Raw genomic sequence first — 20330 nt, forward strand, 5'->3', positions numbered from 1 at the left:
GCTCAGACCACCCGGCGCAGCGCGTCGAGGGTGGATTCCGGGGACGTGTTGAAGCAGAAGGTGACGCCGGGGACCAGCTCGACCAGGACGTTGACGAGCCGTTCGAACAGCAGCGTGTGCTCGGCGGCCATGCGCACGCCCGCGCCGATCATCGCCGCGGTGACCGGGTTCGCGGCCACGCAGTCGCGCACCTGCCGCTCCGCCGCGTCGGGATCGGCCGGGACGTAACACGGCACGAAGTCGAAGCCCGCGTCGCGCACGGTGGCCTCGCCGGCGGTGATGCGGGCAGTGAGGGTGGCCTCGTCGAGGCCGGGGTGGCGGCTGTAGTCGAGGGCGGCGGGGTGCAGGCCGAGCGAGAGGATGGCCACGGGCGGGTCTCCTTTCGGGTGGAGGAGGGCCCTGCCGAGGCTAGCGGCGCGGTGGCCGGCCGGGCGGCGGGCGCCAGTAAAGTACGCCGAATGGAGAACCTACGGCAGCAGATTCTCGCCGAGCTCGGCGTCAAGCCGGTCATCACGCCGAAAGCCGAGATCCGGCAGCGGATCGACTTCCTCAAGGATTACCTGCGCTCCACGCCGGCCAAGGGCTTCGTGCTCGGCATCAGCGGCGGCCAGGACAGCTCGCTGACCGGCCGGCTCTGCCAGCTGGCGAGCGAGGAACTGCGCGAGGAGGGGCACGAGGCCACGTTCGTCGCGGTCCGGTTGCCCTACGGCGTGCAGGCCGACGAGGAAGACGCGCAGATCGCGCTGGAGTTCATCAAGCCCGACCATTCGGTCACGGTGAACGTGAAGCCCGGCGCCGACGCCGTCGCGACGGAGGCCGCGCTCGGGATGAGCGAGCTGCTGGGCCAGGCGCCCGGCCTGCGCGACTTCGTGCGCGGCAACATCAAGGCCCGCGAGCGCATGGTGATCCAGTACTCGATCGCCGGGCAGCTGAACCTGCTGGTCGTGGGCACCGACCACGCGGCCGAGGCCGTCACCGGCTTCTTCACCAAGTACGGCGACGGCGGCGTCGACCTCACGCCGCTGACCGGGCTGACCAAGCGCCAGGGCGCCGCGCTGCTGCAGGAGCTGGGCGCGCCGCCGAGCGTCTGGCAGAAGGTGCCGACCGCCGACCTCGAGGACGACCGGCCCGCCCTGCCCGACGAGGTGGCCCTGGGCCTCAAGTACGCCGAGCTCGACGACTACCTGGAAGGCCTCGACGTGACCCCGGCGGTCGCGGAGAAGGTGGAGTCGATCTTCCTCCGGACGCGCCACAAGCGCACCGTGCCGGTCACCCCGCTCGAGGACTGGTGGCGGAGCTGACCCGAGGGGGAACGGCGGCCGGGTCCGTGAACCCGGCCGCCGTCGTCACTTGCCCGCGGGATCCTTCCGGACTTGCGCTTGCAGCGAAGGCCAGTACTGGTACAGCGAGCTCGGGTACTCCTGCCCCGGGAAGTACTGGCGGTACAGCTTGAGGAACGTGCCGTCGTCGACCACGGCGGCGAGCTGCTTGTCGTAGTCGGTCAGGAACCTGTCGAGTCCTTTTCGGACGGCCATCGCCTCCGGCAGCGGGTTCTGCACGGAGACACCGACTTTCAGCCGCCCGGGGTGCTGGGTGAAGACCGTGATGGCCTGCACGGAGCTGACGACGAAGCCGTCGAGGTTGCCGTTGAGGAGCTGGTCGATGCCGGTGGCGTTGGTCTGGACGCTCACGACACTGGCCTGTGGCAACGTCTTCGCGGCGAAATCGGCCTGCGCGCTGCCGATGCCGACCCCCACGCGCTTGCCGCTCAGGTCGGTGACGGTCTTCACCGGCGAGTCGGAGCGGACCAGCACGTCGTTGGCGTCCACGTAGAACGGCGTGGTGAACGCGACGTTGCGCTTGCGTTCCTCGGACATGGTGAGGTCGGCGATCATCATGTCGTACTGGCCGGCGGTCACCAGCGGAAGGCCCGCACCGACGGTGGAGAGCTTGTAGGTGATCTTCCGGCCCATGCGCTTCGCGATGACGTCGTTGAGATCGATCAGCATCCCGGCCGGCTTGCCGCTCGCGTCGGGTGACACGAACGGCGCGTCGCCCTGCGGCACGCCGGCGGTGATGGTGCCGGGTACCGCCAGGCCGTAGGGGTCCGGGCTCGCGGAACCCCCGCCGCCGCACGCGGAAACGGTCAGCAGCGCGGCCGCGGCGAAGGCGGCGCGGAATCGTCGGCGCATTTCATCTGCCCTTCTGGATCTGGTCTCGGAGCTGGGGCCAGTACGTGAACATCTGCGCCGGGTAGGGCTCGCCGGGGAAGTACTTGTCGTACAGGCGAAGGAAAGTGCCGTCGTCCATCGTGGTCTTGAGCTGATCGCCGTAGGCCTTCTCGAACGCGGTGAGCTTGCGGTTGACCGGCATCGCCGACGCCTGTTCGTGCGGCGCGGAGTAGGCGATCCTGACCCGCCCGGGGTTCTCCTGGAGCACGGTCGGGACCTCGGTGGAGGCCAGGACCATCGCGTCGAGATTGCCGTTGAGCAGCTGGGTCACGCCCGCGCTGTTGGTGGGCTGCGAGATGAGGGCGGCGCCGGGGATCTTCGCGGTCACGAAGTCGGCCTGCGCGCTGCCCAGCCCCGCGCCGACGCGTCGACCGGCGAGGTCTCCCGCGCCTTTCACGGCCGAGCCGGTGCGGACCACGACGTCGTCGGAGGCCAGGTAGAACGGCTTGGTGAAGTCGACGCTCTTCCTGCGCTCGGCGGTCGGCAGCATGCCGATCGCGAGCAGGTCGAGCCGACCGGCCGTGACCAGCGGCAACCCGGCGCTGACGGTGGTCGTCCGGTAGGTGATCTTCAGCCCCATCCGCTGGGCGATCACGTCGTTGAGGTCGACCAGCAGGCCCACCGGCTTGCCGGTCGCGTCGGGGGAGACGAACGGGGCGTCGCCGGCTGTGACGCCCGCGGTGATGGTGCCGGGTTCGGCCAGCCCGTAGCCGTCGGGTTGGCCGCCCGGCCCGCACGCGGCGAGCGAGACGAGGGCGGTGGTCGCGATCAGGATCCGCCGGATCCGCAGAGCTGCCATAGCTCCCTCCAGACACCGGCGCGCGGGCGCGGGCTCGGTGGTCTGGTATTTCTTAGGCTCATAAGACCATGTTGTCAACTGCCGGCCTCGCCTTCGCGTCTGGTAGACGTCGTGGCATGACAGACCTCATCGACCTGGCCGGCAAAACGGTCATCGTCACCGGCGCCTCCTCGGGAATCGGCGCGTCGACCGCCCGGCGCCTGCACGCGGCGGGCGCGTTCCCCGTGCTCGCCGCCCGCCGCGCCGACCGGCTCGCCGCACTCGGCGACGAGCTCGGCGGCGCCTTCACCGTCCCCACCGACGTGACCGATCCCGCGCAGGTGGCGGCCCTCGTCGAGGCCACCCTGGCCCGGCGCGGCCGCATCGACGGCCTGGTCAACAACGCCGGCGCCAGCCTCCACGGCCCCCTCGACCAGGTCGACCCCGCCGCCTTCGGTGCGACGCTGGAACTCAACGTCGTCGGCTTGCTCGCCGTGACGCAGGCCGTCCTGCCCGCCATGCGGCGCCAGGGCTTCGGCCGCATCGTGAACGTCAGCTCCGGCACGACCCGCCGCGTCGCGGTCGGCGTGGGTGCCTACGCGGCGAGCAAGGCGGCCGTGAACATGCTCAGCGCGGTGCTCACGCAGGAGCTCGCCGCCGACGGGATCGCCGTGTCGCTGCTGCTGCCGTCCATCACCGCGACGGAGTTCGCGGACGGCCTGTTCAAGCTCGGCGCTTCGCCGATCCCGGGGATGGTCGTGCAGAGCCCGGACTACGTGGCCGGGGTGATCCTGCGGTTGTTGCGGACGGGGGAGGAGTCGTTCGACATTCCGCACGGGGTGGAACGGCCGGAGATCACCCGCGTGCCTGAATGATCCCGAAGTAGGTCCATTGTGGATGGTCGGCCATCCACAATGGACCTACTTCGTCCGCAGGGTCGACGCCCGCACCACCAGCTCCGGAAGGTACGTCACCTGCCGGTGCACGTGTCCCGGGTCCGACGTCTCCTGGATGAGCAGCTCCGCGGCCGTGCGGCCGAGGCGGTGGCGGGGCTGGCGGACGGAAGTGAGGGGCACCGTGGCGGCCGCGGCGAAGTCGATGTCGTCGTAGCCCACGATGGCGAGGTCGGCCGGGACTGAGATGCCCAGCGCCGCGCAGCTGCGCAGAAGGCCGAGGGCGAGCAGGTCGTTGGCGCAGAACGCCGCGGTCGGGCGGGTGGCGGACGGCAGGCCGGCGAGGCGCTGGCCCGCGTTGCTGCCGTCCTCGACGGTGAGCTGGGGAGTGGCCAGGTCGACGAGGTGGTCGGGGCCCAGGCCGGCCGCGAGCAAGGCGCGCAGGGCGCCCTCGCGGCGGTCACGGACCTGGCCGAGCGTGAGCGGGCCACCGACGAAGGCGATGCGGGTGTGGCCCTGGTCGAGCAGGTGGCGGGCGGCGAGCTCGCCGCCGCGGACGTCGTCGACGGCGACGGAGCAGTGGTCGGTGCCGGGGCGCTTGCGGTCGACGATGACCACCGGCGTGCCCCGGCGCGCGAGCTCGGCGAGGGCGGGGGAGTCCGGGTCGACCGGGGTGATGAGAACGCCCTGCACGCGCTGCTGTTCGAGCCGGCGGAGGTAGGCGGTCTCGCGTTCGGCGAGGTTGGCGCTGTTGCACACGAACAGGGACAGGTCGTCCGCGGCGGCCGCGTCCTCCATGCCCGCGGCGACGTCGGTGAAGAACGGGTTGCGCCCGTCGAGCATCACGTAGGCGAGCACGCTGCTGTGCCCGGCGCGCAGCTGGCGCGCGGACTCGTTGCGCACGAAGCCCAGCGCCGCCATTGCGGCCTCCACTTTGGCCCGCGTCTTCGGGCTCACGCGCTCGGGCCGGTTGAGCACGTTCGACACCGTGCCGAGCGAGACGCCGGCGGCCGCGGCCACGTCCTTGATCCCGGCCGCGCGGGGTGCGGGGGTCACGACTTCGCTCGAGTCTTCCACTGTCACCCCACCCTGTGTTGAAACGTGACAATCACCGGTCGCTGCCTGAAAAACCGCGACAACGTCGAGATACCGCTGTCATTGACTTCCCGTTCGAACGCATAGTAGCGTCACCGCGCCAGGTTTGTGAAACCTTTCAATCCCGGAGGTCGCGATGACGCGGCAGGAGCGCGACCGAGTGCCACTGCTCGAGGTCCGCGGGGTCACGAAGTCGTTCGGCGCGGTCGCGGCGGTCGCGGGCGTTTCCTTCCCCCTCTACGCCGGCGAGGCCCACGCGCTGGTCGGCGAGAACGGCGCGGGCAAGTCCACGATCGTCAAGATGCTGGCCGGTGTGCACCGTCCCGACCAGGGCGAGCTGCTCCTGGACGGCCGGGAAGTGGAGTTCTCCTCACCCGCCGACGCGAAAGCCGCGGGCATCGCGGTGATCTACCAGGAACCGACGTTGTTCCCCGATCTCACGGTCGCCGAGAACATCGTGATGGGCCGCCACCCGCGCGGCCGGCTGGGGATGATCGACCGCTCGGCGATCCGCGCCGAGGCCGAACGGCTCTTCGCCCGCCTCGGCGTGCGCATCGACCCGAACCGCCCGGCGCGCGGGCTGTCCATCGCCGACCAGCAGATCGTGGAGATCGCCAAGGCGCTCAGCGCCGACGCGCGCGTGCTCATCATGGACGAGCCGACCGCCGCGCTGAGCCTGGTCGAGGTCGAGCGCCTGTTCTCCGTGGCCCGGGCGCTGCGCGACGAGGGCGCGGCCATCATGTTCATCTCGCACCGCTTCGAGGAGATCGTCGACCTCTGCCAGCGCGTGACCATCATGCGCGACGGCCGCCACGTCTCCACCGACGCGATGGAAGACGTGACCGTGGACGAGATGGTGCGCCGCATGGTCGGACGCGACCTCGACGCACTTTTCCCCAAGCAGGACGTCGAACCCGGCGCCGTGGTGCTCGAAGTGGACGGTCTGACGCGCGAGGGCGTGTTCCGCGACGTGTCGTTCTCCGTGCGGGCGGGCGAGATCGTCGCGTTCGCCGGGCTGGTCGGTGCCGGTCGGTCCGAAGTGGTCCAGGCGGTGTTCGGAGTGGACGAACGCGACGCCGGAGTCGTGCGGCTCAACGGGAAGAAGCTCAAGCCCCACTCGCCGCGCGCGGCGATGGCGGCGGGCATGGCACTCGTGCCGGAGGACCGCCGGCAGCAGGGCCTCGTCATGGACCTCTCGATCGAGCGCAACGTGACACTTCCGCGAGCGAGAGCGCTGTCGAAGCTCGGCCTGCTCCTCGGCCCGGGCGAGCGCCGGGAAGCCTTGCGCTGGACCGAACGCCTGCGCACCAAGTACGGCCGCCTCGGCGACGCGGTCGGCACGCTCTCGGGCGGCAACCAGCAGAAAGTGGTGCTGGCCAAGTGGCTCGCGATGGCGCCGCGCGTGCTGATCGTGGACGAGCCGACGCGCGGTATCGACGTCGGCACCAAGGCCGAGGTGCACCGGCTGATGTCCGCGCTGGCGGCCGAAGGCGTGGCGGTGGTGATGGTGTCGTCGGAGCTGCCGGAGGTGCTGGGCATGGCCGACCGGGTGCTGGTGATGCGCGAAGGCCGGATCGTCGCGGAGATCCCGCGCGCCGAGGCCGACGAGAACTCGGTGATGTTCGCGGCGATGGGACAGGGAGCTGTGGCGTGAACGCGACGAAGGTGGCGGCCCCGCCGCCCCGCCAGGCGAGCCCGGGGGCGCGGCGATCGGTGTTCGGAACCGTGTTCAAGGCCCGCGAGTCGGGCATCGTGCTGGCGCTGATCGTGATCGTGGTGTTCACCGCGACGCAGAACTCCCGGTTCCTTTCGGGGCAGAGCATCCGCGACATCCTGCTCGGCACGGCGATCCTCGCGGTGCTGGCCGTCGGGCAGGCCGTCGTGATGATCACGCGCAACATCGACCTGTCCGTCGGGTCCGTGCTCGGTCTGTCGGCCTTCGCCGTCGGCACGATGCTGCGCGACAACCCCGGCCTGCCGGTGATCGTGGCCCTGCTCGCCGGCTTGGTCGTCGGCGCGGCGTGCGGCCTGATCAACGGCGCGGTCGTGCGGTTCGGCCGGGTCCCGGCCCTGGTCGTTACGCTCGGCACGCTGTACGCGTTCCGCGGCGCGGTCTACTTCTGGGCCGGCGGGCAGCAGATCAACGCCGACAAGCTGCCGCGTTCGTTCCTCGACTTCGGAGACGCGTCGGTGCTCGGCATCCCGTGGCTGGTGCTCATCGCGGTGCTCGTGATGGTGATCGCCGGCATCGTGCTGCGCAACTACCGCGGCGGGCGTGAGCTGTACGCCATGGGCTCGAGCCCGCAGGCCGCCCAGCTGGCCGGCATCAAGGTCGGCCGCAACACCACCATCGCGTTCCTCGTCAGCGGAGCGCTGGCCGGCCTCGCCGGGGTGCTCTTCGCCGCCCGGTTCGGCACGGTCGACGCCGCGGCCGGCACGGGGTACGAGCTCAACGTCGTGGCCGCCGCGGTCGTCGGCGGGGTCGCCGTGTTCGGCGGCAGCGGTTCGGTGTGGGGCGCGAGCCTCGGCGCGCTCCTGCTGACGGTGATCGGCAGCGCGCTGGCCGTGCTGGACATCGACCAGTTCTGGCAGCAGGCGATCGTCGGCGCCCTGATCCTGCTGGCCATCGGCGCCGACCGGCTGGTCGCCGTGCGGGTCGCCAAGGCACTGAAGAAGAGGGACTCCCATGTCTGACCCCACCACCGCCGCGCGGCGCCCCGCCTGGCTGGCGCGGCTCGCGAGCTGGGACGTCGCCGTCATCGCGATCGCGATCGTGGTCCTGCTCGTCGCGTCGGGCACCATCGACAACTTCGGCACCGGCCGCAACTACACGTTCCTGCTGCTGGACCTGCTGCCGATCGCGTTGATGGCGCTGCCGATGACGTTCATCATCGTCACCGGCGAGATCGACCTGTCGGTGGCGAGCACGCTCGGGCTCACGTCCGCGGTGATGGGCTCGCTGTGGAACTCCGGCCTGACGATCGAGTCGATCATCCCGCTGTGCATCGTGCTCGGCGCGATCCTCGGCGCGGTGAACGGTTTCTTCGTCACGGTGCTGAAGCTGCCGTCGCTCGCCGTCACGATCGGCACCATGGCCCTCTACCGCGGCCTCGCGTTCGTGGTGCTCGGCGACAGCGCGGTGGCCGACTTCCCGCAGTCCTACACCGCCTGGGTCACCGGGACGATCGGCGGCAGCTCGATCCCGAACGTGCTGGTGCCACTGGTGATCCTCGCGATCGTCTTCGGGGTCGTCCTGCACGCCACCCCGATCGGCCGCGGCGTGTTCGCGGCCGGCGCGAGCGACACCGCGGCCCGCTTCGCCGGCATCCGCACCGGGCGCACGAAGTTCTGGCTCTACGTCGTCAGCGGCGCCGTGGCCGGGCTGGCCGGGGTGCTGTGGACGCTGCGCTACTCCAGCGCCCGTGCCGACAACGGCTTCGGCCTGGAGCTGGCCGTGGTGGCCGCGGTGCTGCTCGGCGGCGTCTCGATCTTCGGCGGCAAGGGCACGCTGCCCGGCGTGCTCGGCGGGGTGGTGCTGCTTTCGGCGCTGCAGAACGCGTTGCGGCTGCAGGACGTGTCGAACGAGGCGCTCAACATCGTGACCGGCGTGCTGCTGATCATCTCCGTGCTGCTGCCCAACATCCTGTCCTCCGCCCGTGCCGCGCTGCAGCGGCGCAGGCGGCGATCCCCGTCCCCGAAAGCCGGAGCTCTCGCCGGCGCCGAGCAGTAACCCAGAAAGGTGACGAAGATGTCCCGACGAATCCTGACCGGCGTCGTGTCGCTGGCGAGCGCGGCAGGCCTGGTCCTGAGCCTCACCGCGTGCGGAGGCACCACGAAGAACGACAGCACGGGCTCCGGCCCGGCCGCGTCCACCGCGTCCGCGGACCCGAACGCGGCGAGCAAGACGGGCGTCAAGATGGCGTTCCTGCCCAAGCAGCTCAACAACCCCTACAGCGACATCGAGGTCGGCGGCGGCAAGGCCGCGCTGGACGAGCTCAAGGGCGAGTACAAGCTCGTCGGCCCCAACGACGCCAGCGCGTCCTCACAGGTCAGCTACATCAACACGCTGATCCAGCAGCAGCAGGACGTGATCGGCATCGCCGCCAACGACCCGAACGCGGTGTGCCCGTCGCTCAACCAGGCCCGCAGCGCCGGCATCAAGGTCGTCGCCTTCGACTCCGATGCGGCGAAGAGCTGCCGCGACGTGTTCATCAACCAGGCCAGCACCCAGGGCATCGGCGAGCAGCTCGCGAAGATGGCCAACGAGCTGGCCGGCGGCGGGGGCGAGATCGCGATCCTCTCGGCGACGCCGAACGCGACCAACCAGAACGCGTGGATCGCCGTGCTGCAGAACGAGCTCAAGAAGCCCGAGTACGCGAAGCTGAAGCTGGACAAGATCGCCTACGGCAACGACGACGACCAGAAGTCGTTCCAGGAGGCCCAGGGCCTGCTGCAGTCGTTCCCGAACCTCAAGGTGATCGTGTCGCCGACCACCGTCGGCATCGCGGCCGCGGCCCGCTACGTGAGCTCGTCGAGCTACAAGGGCAAGGTCGCGATCACCGGGCTGGGCACGCCGAACCAGATGCGGGCGTTCGTGAAGGACGGCACGGTCAAGGAGTTCGCGCTGTGGAACCCGGCCGACATCGGCTACCTGGCCGCCTACGCGGGCGTGGCGCTGAGCTCGGGGCAGATCACCGGTACGCAGGGCCAGAAGTTCAAGGCCGGCAAGCTCGGTGAGTACACGATCGGCGCGGACGGCGAGATCGTGCTCGGCCCGCCGACGGTCTTCAACGCCGACAACATCGACAAGTTCAACTTCTGAGGCGCGGCTCCGGCCGGGCCTGCTCGGCCCGGCCGGACCTCCCGAGTCCACAGAGTCCACTGGATCCACTGAGTCCACCGAGGACGGAGATCGTGGCGCGATACTGCTTCCAGCTGCAGGTCCGGCCCGAGCGGATGGCCGAGTACGCCGAACGCCACCGCGCCGTGTGGCCGGAGATGCAGGCGGCCCTGCGCGAGACCGGCTGGCGCAACTACTCGCTCTTCCTGCGTGAGGACGGCCTGCTGATCGGTTACGTCGAGGCCGACGACCTCGCCGCGGCACAGGCCGCGATGGCCGAGACCGAGGTGAACGCCCGGTGGCAGGCCGAGATGGCGCAGTTCTTCACCGGCCTCGACGACCGCGGACCCGACGAGGGGTTCGCCCTGCTCACCGAGGTTTTTCATCTGGACGACGAGCGCGCGAGCGCGTGAGAAGGAAAAGACGTGATCGACTTGCCCGACCTGGCAGCCGTGAAATCCGCTCTGCGGGCGCAGCGGATCGAGACCCCCTCGTGGGCGTTCGCGAACTCCGGCACCCGGTTCAAGGTCTTCGCCCAGGCCGGGGTTCCCCGCACGCCCGAGGAGAAGATCGCCGACGCGGCGACCGTGCACCGCTTCACCGGGGTCGCGCCGACCGTCGCGCTGCACATCCCGTGGGACCGGGTCGACGACTTCGCCGCCCTGCGTTCCTACGCCGAGGACCTCGGCGTGGGGATCGGCGCGATCAACACCAACGTGTTCCAGGACAACGACTACAAGCTCGGCTCGGTCACCAACCCCGACCCCGACATCCGGCGCAAGGCGACCGACCACCTGCTCGAGGCGATCTCCATCATGGACGCCACCGGCTCGCGGGATCTGAAGCTGTGGTTCTCCGACGGCCTCAACTACCCGGGCCAGGACGACCTGCAGGACCGCCAGGACCGGCTCGCGGCCGCGTTGCGCGAGGCGTACGACCGGCTCGGCGACGACCAGCGGATGCTGCTGGAGTACAAGCTGTTCGAGCCCGCGTTCTACGCCACCGACGTGCCCGACTGGGGCACCTCGTACGCGCACTGCATCGAGCTGGGCGAGAAGGCGACCGTGTGCATCGACACCGGCCACCACGCGCCGGGCACGAACATCGAGTTCATCGTCGCGTTCCTGCTGCGGGCGGGGAAGCTCGGCGCGTTCGACTTCAACTCGCGCTTCTACGCCGACGACGACCTGATGGCCGGCGCCGCCGACCCGTTCCAGCTGTTCCGGATCCTGTACGAGATCGTGCGCGGCGACGCGCTGGACCCGGCCTACGGCATCAACTTCATGCTCGACCAGTGCCACAACATCGAGGCGAAGATCCCCGCGATCATCCGCTCGGTGATGAACGTGCAGGAGGCCACGGCCAAGGCGCTGCTCGTCGACCGCGACGCCCTGCGCGCGGCCCAGCAGTCCGGCGACGTGCTCGGCGCCAACGCCGTGCTCATGGACGCCTACAACACCGACGTGCGGCCGATCCTGGCCGAGGTGCGCGAGGACGCGGGGCTGGATCCGGACCCGGTCGCCGCCTACCACCGCAGCGGCTACCAGCAGAAGATCGAGGCCGAGCGCGCCGACGGGCAGCAGGCCGGATGGGGAGCATGAGCATGACCGTGCCCGAGGAGCTCATCGCCCGCAGCAACGCGCTGGGCGCCGATCCGCGGAACACGAACTACGCCGGCGGCAACACCTCCGCGAAGGGCGAGGTGCTCGACCCGGTCACCGCGAAGCCCGTCGAACTGGTGTGGGTCAAGGGTTCCGGTGGCGACCTCGGCACCCTGAAGGAATCCGGGCTCGCCGTGCTGCGGCTGGACCGGCTGCGCGCGCTCGTCGACGTCTATCCGGGGGTCGAGCGCGAGGACGAGATGGTCGCCGCGTTCGACTACTGCCTGCACGGGCGCGGCGGGGCGGCGCCGTCGATCGACACCGCGATGCACGGTCTCGTCGAGGCGGCGCACGTCGACCACCTGCACCCGGACTCGGGCATCGCGCTGGCCACGGCGGCCGACGGCGCTGCGCTGACGAAGGAGTGCTTCGGCGACCGCGTCGCCTGGGTGGACTGGCGCCGGCCCGGCTTCCAGCTCGGCCTGGACATCGCGGCCGTGAAGGCGGCCAACCCGCAGGCGATCGGCGTGATCCTGGGCGGACACGGGATCACCGCGTGGGGCGCGACTTCCGAGGAGTGCCGGCGGAATTCGCTGGAGATCATCCGCACCGCCGAGAAGTTCCTGGCCGAACGCGGCAAAGCCGAGCCGTTCGGCCCCGTCGTCCCCGGTTTCGAGGGGTTACCGGAGGATGAGCGCCGCGCGCGGGCCGCGGCGCTGGCGCCGCTGATCCGTGGGCTCGCGTCCACGGATCAGCGCAACGTCGGCCACTACACCGATGCCGACGTGGTGCTGGAGTTCCTTTCGCGGGAGAAGCTCGGGCGGCTCGCCGCGCTGGGCACGTCGTGCCCGGACCACTTCCTGCGCACCAAGGTCCGCCCGCTGGTGGTCGACCTGCCCGCGACCGCGCCGCTGGAGGACGTCGTCGCGCGGCTGAAGGAGCTGCACGCCGAGTACCGCGAGTCCTACCGCGCCTACTACGAGCGGTACGCGACGCCGGACAGCCCGGCGATGCGTGGTGCGGACCCGGCGATCGTGCTGGTGCCCGGCGTCGGCATGTTCTCCTTCGGCAAGGACAAGCAGACCGCGCGGGTGGCGGGGGAGTTCTACGTCAACGCGATCAACGTGATGCGCGGCGCGGAAGCCGTGTCGACGTATGCGCCGATCGCGGAGAGCGAGAAGTTCCGCATCGAGTACTGGGCGCTGGAGGAGGCCAAGCTCAAGCGCCTGCCGAAGCCGAAACCGCTGGCCGGGCGGATCGCGCTGGTCACCGGCGCGGGCTCTGGCATCGGCCGGGCCATCGCCGAACGGCTCGCGGCCGAAGGCGCCTGTGTGGCCATCGCCGATCTCAACACCGAGGCGGCCGAGGAGGTCGCCACCGGCATCGGCGGCACCGACAAGGCCATCGCGGTCACGGCGAACGTGACCGACGCGGCCGGAGTGGCCGCGGCCGTCGACGCGACCGTGCTGGCGTTCGGCGGGCTCGACCTGGTGGTGAACAACGCCGGGCTGTCGATCTCGAAGCCGTTGCTGGAGACGACGGAACGCGACTGGGACCTGCAGCACGACGTGATGGCCAAGGGCTCGTTCCTGGTCTCGCAGGCCGCGGCGAAGGCGATGATCGCCCAGGGCCTCGGCGGCGACGTCGTGTACATCTCGTCGAAGAACTCGGTGTTCGCGGGCCCGAACAACGTCGCCTACGGCGCGGCGAAAGCCGACCAGGCCCACCAGGTCCGGTTGCTCGCGGCCGAGCTGGGCGAGCACGGCATCCGTGTCAACGGCATCAACCCCGACGGCGTCGTCCGCGGCTCCGGCATCTTCGCGGGCGGCTGGGGTGCGCAGCGCGCCGCGGTCTACGGGGTGCCGGAGGAGAAGCTCGGCGAGTTCTACGCCCAGCGCACGATCCTCAAGCGCGAGGTGCTGCCCGCGCACGTCGCCGCCGCGGTGTTCGCGCTGACCGGCGGCGACCTCACCCACACCACCGGCCTGCACATCCCGGTCGACGCCGGGGTCGCCGCGGCCTTCCTCCGCTAGGGAGAGCATTTCATGACCGACACACTCGGGCAGCCCGTCCCGGCAGTGCCCTCTGTGCCGTCCGCTTTGGACCGCATCACCCCGCGCCGCACCCGCGTCGGCCTCGTCGCCGGCGGGCTCGGTGCGTACTGGCCGCAGTTCCCGGACCTGCTGCCGCAGCTGCAGGCCTCGGCGCGCCGGGTCGCGGAGCGGCTGTCGGGAATGGACTGCGAGGTCGTCGACGCCGGGTTCGTCTCCGACGCGACCGAAGGCGCGGCCGCCGCGGAGAAGCTGCGGGTGGCCGACTGCGACCTGATCATCGGCTTCCTCACCACGTACCTGACGTCGAGCATGCTGGTGCCGATCGCGCAGCGCTCGGGCTCGCCGGTGCTGCTGCTGAACCTGCAGCCCACCGAGGCGATGGACCACGCGTCGTTCGACACGGGCGCGTGGCTGGCCTACTGCGGGGCCTGCCCGCTGCCGGAGATGGCCAACGCGTTCCGCCGCGTCGGCGTCGAGTTCCGGTCGGTGTCCGGGTACCTGGAGGACGAACGGGCCTGGGTGAAGATCGCGCGCTGGATCACCGCGGCCGGCGTGCGGGCGGCGTTCCGGCACGGGCGTCACGGCCTGCTCGGGCACCTGTACCCGGGGATGATGGACGTGGCCACCGATCCGACGCTGGTGTCGGCGCAGCTCGGCGGGCACGTCGAGATCCTGGAGGTCGACGACCTGCGCGTGCGCGTGGAGCAGGTCACCGACGCCGAGACGGCGGCCCGGATGGCCCTCGCCCGCGAAGTGTTCACTGTGGACGATTCGGTCGTCGAGGAGGACTTCGCCTGGGGCGCCAAGGTTTCGGTGGCGCTGGACCGCCTCGTCGGGGACTTCGGGCTGGACTCGCTCGCGTACTACCACCGCGGGCTCGACGGGGAGACCCACGAGCGCGTCGGAGCCGGGTTCATCCTCGGCGCCTCGCTGCTCACGGCCCGCGGCGTGCCCACGGTCGGCGAGTACGAGCTGCGGGCGTCGCTCGCGATGCTGCTGATGGACCGGCTCGGTGCCGGCGGTTCGTTCACCGAGCTGCAGGCGCTGAACTTCCGCGACAACGTCGTGGAGATGGGCCACGACGGCCCGGCGCACCTGGCGATCAGCGCGCGCAAGCCGCTGCTGCGCGGGCTCGGCGTCTACCACGGCAAGCGGGGCTGGGGCGTGTCCGTCGAGTTCGACGTGCAGCACGGCCCGGTGACGTTGTGCGGCCTCGGCCAGCTGCGCGACGGCACGTTCGTGCTCGTCGCGTCCGAAGGCGAGGTCGTTCCGGGGCCGCTGCTGCAGATCGGGAACACGACGTCGCGGGTGGACTTCGGCTGCGACCCCGGCGAGTGGACCGACGCGTGGTCGGCCACCGGCGTGAACCACCACTGGGCGCTGGGGACCGGCCACCGCGTCGCCGAGCTGAAGGCGGTGGCGGACCTGCTGGGACTCGGGCTGACCGTGGTGTCCGGCTGATGGATGTGCGGGTGCTGCGCCTGGCCGCCGTCGACCTCGGCGCGACGAGCGGGCGGGTGATGGCCGGGACGGTCGGGCCCGGGCGGCTCGACCTGGAAGAGGTGCGCCGCTTTCCGAACGGCGGCGTCCGGGTCGCCGGGGCCACCGGCTCCACCCTGCACTGGGACGTGCTCGGGCTCTACCGCGAGGTGCTGGCCGGGCTCGGCGCCGCCGGCGCGGTGGCGGGCGTCGGCATCGACTCGTGGGCGGTCGACTACGGCCTCCTCGACGCCGACGGCCGGCTGCTCGCCAACCCCGTGCACTACCGGGACTCCCGCACCGACGGCGTGGCGGAGTTCGTGCACCGGACGATCCCCGCGGCGGAGCTGTTCGCCGTCACCGGCTTGCAGGAGCTGCCGTTCAACACGCTCTACCAGCTGGTGTCCGAAGGCGACCGGCTGGCGGCGGCCGAGAAGATGCTGCTGATCCCGGACCTGCTCGGCTACTGGCTGACCGGCAGCGTCGGCGCGGAGCGCACGAACGCGTCGACCACGCAGCTCTACGACGTGCGCGAGCGGACGTGGGCGGGTGGCCTCGCCGAGCGGGCCGGCATCCCGGCACGGCTGCTGCCCCCGTTGCGCGAGCCGGGCGACCGGATCGGGACGCTGCTGCCGGCGTTGGCCGAGGAGCTCGGGAAGCCGGAGCTGCCGGTGATCGCCGTCGGTTCGCACGACACGGCGTCGGCGGTCGTGGCGGTGCCCGCCGAGCCCGGTGCGAACTTCGCCTACATCTCCTCCGGCACGTGGTCGCTGGTCGGGCTGGAGCTCGACGAACCGCAGCTCGGTGCGGCGGCGCTGGCGGCCAATTTCACCAACGAGACCGGCGTCGACGGCAAGATCCGCTTCCTGCGCAACGTGATGGGCCTGTGGGTGCTCACCGAGACCCTGCGGACCTGGGCCGCGCGCGGCGAGCCCGCGGACCTGGCGACGGTGCTCGCGGAGGCGGCCGCCGCACCGCCCCTGGCGGCCGTCGTGGACCTCGACACCCCCGAGTTCCTCCCGCCCGGAGACATGCCCGCGCGCATCGCCGCCGCGTGCCGCGGAACCGGGCAGCGGCCGCCGCGGAGCCGGGGCGAGCTCGTGCGGTGCATTGTGGACAGTCTCGCGCTCGCGTACCGCCGCGCGGTCCGGCAGGCCGCACAGGTCACGGGCCGTCCGGTCGACGTGGTGCACGTCGTCGGCGGTGGCGCCCGCAACGAGCTGCTGTGCCGCCTGACGGCCGACGCGTGCGGCGTGCCGGTGCTGGCCGGGCCGGTCGAGGCGGCGGCGCTGGGCAACGTCCTCGTGCAGGCGCGGGCCCTCGGTGCCGGCCTGCCGGACCTCGCGGCCATGCGTAGGCTGATCCGCGAGACCCAGCCGCTGCGGCGTTACCAGCCGGGCGGCGGGAACTGGGCTGCCGCCGAGGCGCGGCTGAGCGGAGCGGGGGTGGTGGCGTGAAGGTCGCCGTGCTCGTGACGTGCATCAACGACACGATGTTCCCCGACACCGGCAAGGCGGTGTTCCGGCTGCTGCGGCGCCTCGGCGTCGACGCGGACTTCCCGGAAGCGCAGACCTGCTGCGGCCAGCCGATGGTCAACACCGGCTACCTCGACGAGGCCGTGCCCGTGGTGCGCGCCTTCACCGACGCCTTCGCCGGCTACGACTGCATCGTCACGCCGTCCGGGTCCTGCGCGGGTTCGGCGCGCCACCAGCACTCGCTCGTCGCGCGCCGCGCGGGGGAGCCGCGGCTGGCGGAGGCCGGGCCGAAGGTCTACGAGCTCAGCGAGTTCCTGGTCGACGTGCTCGGCGTGACCGACGTGGACGCCTACTTCCCGCACCGCGTGACGTATCACCCGACGTGCCACTCGCTGCGCATGCTCGGCGTCGGCGACAAGCCGTTGCAGCTGTTGCGCAACGTGCGCGGGCTCGACCTCGTGGAACTGCCCGCTGCCGAGGAGTGCTGCGGGTTCGGCGGGACGTTCGCGGTGAAAAACGCCGAGACGTCCACCGCGATGGGCGCGGACAAGGCCCGCCACGTCCGCGACACCGGCGCGGAAGTCCTCGTGGCGGGCGACAACTCGTGCCTGCTGCACATCGGCGGCCTGCTCTCGCGCGAGCGCTCCGGCGTGCGGGTGCTGCATCTGGCCGACGTACTGGCTTCGACCGAGGAGGACGCGTGAGTGCCACGTTCGTCGGCATGCCGGCGTTCCCGACGGCCGCGCGCGAGGCCCTCGCCGACAGCCAGCTGCGCCGCAACCTCGCCCACGCCACCGGCACGATCCGCGCCAAGCGCGCGGCCGTCGTCGGCGAGGTGGACGAATGGGAAGAACTGCGGCTGGCGGGCGCGGCGATCAAGGACAACACGCTGCGGCACCTCGACGAGCACCTGCTGACGCTGGAAGCGGCGTTGCAGTCCCGCGGCGCGACCGTGCACTGGGCCCGCGACGCGCGGGAGGCGTGCGACATCGTGGCCCGGATCGCCCACGGCCACGGCGTCGGCGAGGTCGTGAAGGTCAAGTCCATGGCCACGCAGGAGATCGGGCTCAACGAGGCGCTCGCCGAGCAGGGCATCACCGCGTGGGAGACCGACCTCGCGGAGCTGATCGTGCAGCTCGGCGACGACCTGCCCAGCCACATTCTGGTGCCCGCGATCCACCGCAACCGCGCGGAGATCCGCGAGATCTTCCGCCGCCGGATGGCCGCCGCGGGCCGGCCGGCGCCCGAGGACCTGACCGACGAACCGGCCGAGCTGGCAGGTGCGGCACGGCTGCACCTGCGCGAGAAGTTCCTGCGCGCCAAGATGGCCGTCTCCGGCGCGAACTTCGCCGTCGCCGACACCGGGACACTGGTCGTGGTCGAGTCCGAGGGCAACGGCCGCATGTGCCTGACGCTGCCCGAGGTGCTGGTTTCGGTGGTGGGCATCGAAAAGGTCGTGCCGACCTGGTCCGATCTGGACGTGTTCCTCCAGCTGCTGCCGCGCTCCAGCACGGGCGAGCGCATGAACCCCTACACCTCCACGTGGTCGGGGCTCACGCCCGGCGACGGGCCGCAGGAAATGCACGTGGTGCTGCTCGACAACGGCCGCACGCGAGCGCTGGCCGACGAGGTCGGGCGGCAGGCGCTGCGCTGCATCCGCTGCTCGGCGTGCCTCAACGTGTGCCCGGTCTACGAACGCACCGGCGGCCACGCCTACGGCTCGGTCTACCCGGGCCCGATCGGCGCGATCCTCAACCCGCTGCTCAAAGGCGTCGGCGTCGACGAGCAGACCGATTCGCTGCCGTACGCCTCCAGCCTGTGCGGCGCCTGCTTCGAAGCCTGCCCGGTCCGCATCGACATCCCCGAAGTGCTGGTCCACCTGCGCTCCCAGATCGTGGACGCCCACCGCGGCGGCGCGCCGAAACCCGAAGCCGTGGCGATGAAAACCGCGTCCTGGGTGCTGTCGGACGCCCGGCGGCTCACCCTCGCCGAACGCGGGATGGGCGCGGCGGGCAAGGCGTTGAACCGCTTCGGCCGCGCGGTTCTGCCCGGCGGCCGGCGCGCGGTGCGGCGGCTGCCGTGGCCCGCCTCGCTGTGGACCGGCGCCCGCGACCTGCCCGCGCCGCCGCCGGAGTCCTTCCGCGCGTGGTGGCGCCGGACGGGCCGCCGATGAGCGCGCGCGACGAGATCCTCGCGGCCGTCCGCGGTGCCTTGCGCGAGGCCGACCGCGCCGAGACGCCCGTGCCTCGTGGCTACCGCAGCGCGCCCCCGCCCGCGGACGTGGTTTCGCTGTTCGCCGAACGCGTGGTCGACTACCGCGCCACGCTGAGCCGGTGCGCGCCGGCCGACTTGGCCGACACTGTCCGCGCCGCGCTGGGGCCGGCTGAAAACATCCTGGTTCCGGACGGTTTCCCCGTCGACCTCGGCGGAACTCCGGACGCCGAGGACCTCGACTCCTGCGACGCCGTGGTCACCACGGCGGCCGTCGGGATCGCGCGCACCGGCACGCTCGTGCTCGACCACGGCCCGGGCCAGGGCCGCCGCGCACTCAGCCTGGTGCCGGACGTGCACGTGTGCGTCGTCCGGGAGGACCAGATCGTGCCGGGTGTGCCCGAGGCCGTCGCGCTGCTGGACCCGAACCGGCCGCAGACGTGGATCAGCGGTCCCAGTGCCACGAGCGACATCGAGCTGAACCGCGTCGAAGGCGTGCACGGGCCGCGGACCCTGCACGTGGTGCTCGTCGGTTCGTGACACGCCGAGCGAGTTGGTGACGGCCGAAGCGCTATGGCACGATTGTCCACCTGAGTTCCGCGGCATCCGGGCAACACCGCGGCGAAAGCGGTGGTGGCGATGACGGTGCCACGAGTGGTCCTGGCCGAGGACGACGTACTGCTGCGCGAAGGCCTGGCGAGCCTGCTCGACCGCTCGGGGTTCGCCGTGGCCGGTCAGGCCGGAGACGCGACGGCGCTGCTCGATCTCGTGCGGGAGCACCGCCCCGACCTGGTCCTGGTCGACGTCCGGATGCCCCCGACCCACACCGTCGAGGGGCTCGAGGCCGCGCGCACCATCCGTGAGGAGCTCCCCGAGATCGGCATCCTGGTCCTCTCGGCCCACGCCGACGTCGACCACGCGATGGAGCTGCTGGCCGGCGGCCGCGGCATCGGCTACCTGCTCAAGAGCCGGGTCGCCGACGTGGGGGAGTTCCTCGACACGCTCCGGCGGATCGCCAAGGGCGGCTCGGTCGTCGAGCCGGCGCTGGTGCAGGAGCTCGTCGAGGCCCGCCACCGCAACGACCCACTGGCCGCGCTGAGCGCCCGGGAACGCGAGGTGCTGGGCCTGATGGCCGAAGGCCGCTCCAACGCCGGGATCGCGCGCCGGCTCTGGGTCACCGAAGGCACCGTGGAGAAGCACGTCCGCAGCGTGCTGGCCAAGCTCGACCTGCCGGAGACCACCGACGACCACCGCCGCGTGCTCGCGGTGCTGGCCTACCTCGACAACCGCTAGCCGGCCGCGCCGAGCAGGCCGCGGATCGCCCCCGCGGACAGGATGGCTTTGGGCAGGAACCCCACCGCGGGACCTTCCGCGATCACGTCGCGGTAGTCCTCTTCCTCGTGGGTCGAGATCACGATGATGTCCGACGAGCCCCCGGCGTCCGTGTGCGCCAGGCGCACCACGAGGTCGAGGCCGCTTTCCCCGCCGAGGTCGATGTCGACCAGCACGACATCGGGTCGCAGCTCCGCGACGGACCGCAATGCTTCCGCCCCGCCCCGGGCCACCCCCGCGACCGTGACTCCCTCACGCTCCAGCAGCCGACGAGCCGCGGCCAGGAAACCCGGACTGTCGTCGACGATCAGGCACCGCACGTGTTCACTCTCCCAGAACCG

The 20330-nt window shown here is 71.4% G+C and carries 20 protein-coding genes; 15 read left to right on the forward strand and 5 right to left on the reverse strand.

The annotated features are described in order from the left end of the window. Positions 1-2: 2 nt before the first annotated feature. Positions 3-368 carry a hypothetical protein gene (locus ACQPXB_RS22995; protein ID WP_432855740.1) on the reverse strand — a complete coding sequence of 122 codons (366 nt, stop codon included), beginning with the start codon at positions 366-368 and terminating at the stop codon, positions 3-5. Between the two features lie 90 nt (positions 369-458). Between ACQPXB_RS22995 and nadE the strand changes: the two genes are divergently transcribed. Further along, on the forward strand, positions 459-1301 hold the full coding sequence (gene nadE / locus ACQPXB_RS23000) for an ammonia-dependent NAD(+) synthetase (protein WP_432855743.1): 843 nt from the start codon (positions 459-461) through the stop codon (positions 1299-1301). 45 nt (positions 1302-1346) lie between these two features. Here nadE and ACQPXB_RS23005 read toward each other — a convergent pair whose 3' ends face one another. Together ACQPXB_RS23005 and ACQPXB_RS23010 are read right to left on the reverse strand one after the other, a co-directional pair. Further along, positions 1347-2192: a substrate-binding periplasmic protein gene (locus tag ACQPXB_RS23005; protein WP_432855746.1), complete on the reverse strand. Its 846-nt coding sequence runs from the start codon at positions 2190-2192 to the stop codon at positions 1347-1349. Between the two features lies 1 nt (position 2193). Continuing rightward, positions 2194-3030: a substrate-binding periplasmic protein gene (locus ACQPXB_RS23010; RefSeq protein WP_432855749.1), complete on the reverse strand. Its 837-nt coding sequence runs from the start codon at positions 3028-3030 to the stop codon at positions 2194-2196. Between the two features lie 116 nt (positions 3031-3146). On the opposite strand from ACQPXB_RS23010, the gene ACQPXB_RS23015 reads away from it, so the two are divergent. Beyond that, positions 3147-3884 (forward strand): SDR family oxidoreductase, encoded by a 738-nt coding sequence (locus ACQPXB_RS23015; protein ID WP_432855752.1) that lies wholly within the window; start codon positions 3147-3149, stop codon positions 3882-3884. Between the two features lie 45 nt (positions 3885-3929). On the opposite strand, the gene ACQPXB_RS23020 is transcribed toward ACQPXB_RS23015, so the two are convergent. Then, positions 3930-4931 carry a LacI family DNA-binding transcriptional regulator gene (locus ACQPXB_RS23020; protein ID WP_432856754.1) on the reverse strand — a complete coding sequence of 334 codons (1002 nt, stop codon included), beginning with the start codon at positions 4929-4931 and terminating at the stop codon, positions 3930-3932. Between the two features lie 202 nt (positions 4932-5133). Between ACQPXB_RS23020 and ACQPXB_RS23025 the strand changes: the two genes are divergently transcribed. The 13 genes from ACQPXB_RS23025 (at position 5134) to ACQPXB_RS23085 (ending at position 19950) form a co-directional block, all read left to right on the forward strand. Continuing rightward, positions 5134-6651, forward strand: coding sequence for a sugar ABC transporter ATP-binding protein (locus ACQPXB_RS23025; RefSeq protein WP_366589031.1), 1518 nt, complete (start codon positions 5134-5136; stop codon positions 6649-6651). Further along, the gene (locus tag ACQPXB_RS23030) at positions 6648-7691 is read left to right on the forward strand and encodes an ABC transporter permease (protein WP_386956214.1); all 1044 of its coding nucleotides are present in this window, start codon (positions 6648-6650) and stop codon (positions 7689-7691) included. Before ACQPXB_RS23025 ends, ACQPXB_RS23030 begins: the two co-directional genes overlap by 4 nt. Continuing rightward, a complete protein-coding gene (locus ACQPXB_RS23035; protein WP_432855757.1) occupies positions 7684-8727 on the forward strand; it encodes an ABC transporter permease in 1044 nt (347 codons plus the stop codon). Before ACQPXB_RS23030 ends, ACQPXB_RS23035 begins: the two co-directional genes overlap by 8 nt. An 18-nt stretch (positions 8728-8745) precedes the next feature. Beyond that, on the forward strand, positions 8746-9819 hold the full coding sequence (gene rhaS / locus ACQPXB_RS23040) for a rhamnose ABC transporter substrate-binding protein (protein WP_432855760.1): 1074 nt from the start codon (positions 8746-8748) through the stop codon (positions 9817-9819). Between the two features lie 92 nt (positions 9820-9911). Continuing rightward, entirely contained in the window at positions 9912-10250 is a 339-nt protein-coding gene (locus ACQPXB_RS23045; RefSeq protein WP_366589040.1) for an L-rhamnose mutarotase, read from the forward strand. 12 nt (positions 10251-10262) lie between these two features. Continuing rightward, entirely contained in the window at positions 10263-11438 is a 1176-nt protein-coding gene (rhaI, locus tag ACQPXB_RS23050; protein WP_432855763.1) for an L-rhamnose isomerase, read from the forward strand. A gap of 2 nt (positions 11439-11440) precedes the next feature. Then, positions 11441-13471 (forward strand): bifunctional aldolase/short-chain dehydrogenase, encoded by a 2031-nt coding sequence (locus ACQPXB_RS23055; protein WP_432855766.1) that lies wholly within the window; start codon positions 11441-11443, stop codon positions 13469-13471. Positions 13472-13483: 12 nt separating this feature from the next. Continuing rightward, a complete protein-coding gene (locus ACQPXB_RS23060; protein ID WP_432855769.1) occupies positions 13484-14953 on the forward strand; it encodes an arabinose isomerase in 1470 nt (489 codons plus the stop codon). Further along, complete coding sequence (locus ACQPXB_RS23065) at positions 14953-16428, forward strand: rhamnulokinase (protein WP_366589050.1); 1476 nt, start codon at positions 14953-14955, stop codon at positions 16426-16428. Before ACQPXB_RS23060 ends, ACQPXB_RS23065 begins: the two co-directional genes overlap by 1 nt. Further along, on the forward strand, positions 16425-17150 hold the full coding sequence (locus ACQPXB_RS23070; RefSeq protein ID WP_386956207.1) for a (Fe-S)-binding protein: 726 nt from the start codon (positions 16425-16427) through the stop codon (positions 17148-17150). Before ACQPXB_RS23065 ends, ACQPXB_RS23070 begins: the two co-directional genes overlap by 4 nt. A gap of 17 nt (positions 17151-17167) precedes the next feature. Further along, positions 17168-18619, forward strand: a complete 1452-nt coding sequence (locus ACQPXB_RS23075) for a lactate utilization protein B (protein WP_432856757.1) — start codon at positions 17168-17170, stop codon at positions 18617-18619. Next, on the forward strand, positions 18616-19197 hold the full coding sequence (locus tag ACQPXB_RS23080; RefSeq protein ID WP_432855774.1) for a LutC/YkgG family protein: 582 nt from the start codon (positions 18616-18618) through the stop codon (positions 19195-19197). The genes ACQPXB_RS23075 and ACQPXB_RS23080 overlap by 4 nt, the downstream gene beginning before the upstream one ends. A gap of 99 nt (positions 19198-19296) precedes the next feature. Beyond that, positions 19297-19950, forward strand: coding sequence for a response regulator transcription factor (locus tag ACQPXB_RS23085; protein WP_285967331.1), 654 nt, complete (start codon positions 19297-19299; stop codon positions 19948-19950). Here ACQPXB_RS23085 and ACQPXB_RS23090 read toward each other — a convergent pair. Further along, the gene (locus ACQPXB_RS23090) at positions 19947-20309 is read right to left on the reverse strand and encodes a response regulator (RefSeq protein WP_366589057.1); all 363 of its coding nucleotides are present in this window, start codon (positions 20307-20309) and stop codon (positions 19947-19949) included. The genes ACQPXB_RS23085 and ACQPXB_RS23090 overlap by 4 nt on opposite strands. Positions 20310-20330 lie beyond the last annotated feature (21 nt).

It is taken from the genome of Amycolatopsis sp. CA-161197, assembly GCF_050942255.1.
Taxonomy (GTDB): domain Bacteria; phylum Actinomycetota; class Actinomycetes; order Mycobacteriales; family Pseudonocardiaceae; genus Amycolatopsis.

Coding starts and splice junctions, on each gene's coding strand:
- nadE (WP_432855743.1), top strand. CDS start 459: ATGGAGAACCTACGGCAGCAGATTCTCGCCGAGCTCGGCGTCAAGCCG.
- ACQPXB_RS23005 (WP_432855746.1), bottom strand. CDS start 2,192: ATGCGCCGACGATTCCGCGCCGCCTTCGCCGCGGCCGCGCTGCTGACC.
- ACQPXB_RS23010 (WP_432855749.1), bottom strand. CDS start 3,030: ATGGCAGCTCTGCGGATCCGGCGGATCCTGATCGCGACCACCGCCCTC.
- ACQPXB_RS23015 (WP_432855752.1), top strand. CDS start 3,147: ATGACAGACCTCATCGACCTGGCCGGCAAAACGGTCATCGTCACCGGC.
- ACQPXB_RS23025 (WP_366589031.1), top strand. CDS start 5,134: ATGACGCGGCAGGAGCGCGACCGAGTGCCACTGCTCGAGGTCCGCGGG.
- ACQPXB_RS23035 (WP_432855757.1), top strand. CDS start 7,684: ATGTCTGACCCCACCACCGCCGCGCGGCGCCCCGCCTGGCTGGCGCGG.
- rhaS (WP_432855760.1), top strand. CDS start 8,746: ATGTCCCGACGAATCCTGACCGGCGTCGTGTCGCTGGCGAGCGCGGCA.
- ACQPXB_RS23055 (WP_432855766.1), top strand. CDS start 11,441: ATGACCGTGCCCGAGGAGCTCATCGCCCGCAGCAACGCGCTGGGCGCC.
- ACQPXB_RS23060 (WP_432855769.1), top strand. CDS start 13,484: ATGACCGACACACTCGGGCAGCCCGTCCCGGCAGTGCCCTCTGTGCCG.
- ACQPXB_RS23065 (WP_366589050.1), top strand. CDS start 14,953: ATGGATGTGCGGGTGCTGCGCCTGGCCGCCGTCGACCTCGGCGCGACG.
- ACQPXB_RS23075 (WP_432856757.1), top strand. CDS start 17,168: ATGCCGGCGTTCCCGACGGCCGCGCGCGAGGCCCTCGCCGACAGCCAG.
- ACQPXB_RS23080 (WP_432855774.1), top strand. CDS start 18,616: ATGAGCGCGCGCGACGAGATCCTCGCGGCCGTCCGCGGTGCCTTGCGC.
- ACQPXB_RS23085 (WP_285967331.1), top strand. CDS start 19,297: ATGACGGTGCCACGAGTGGTCCTGGCCGAGGACGACGTACTGCTGCGC.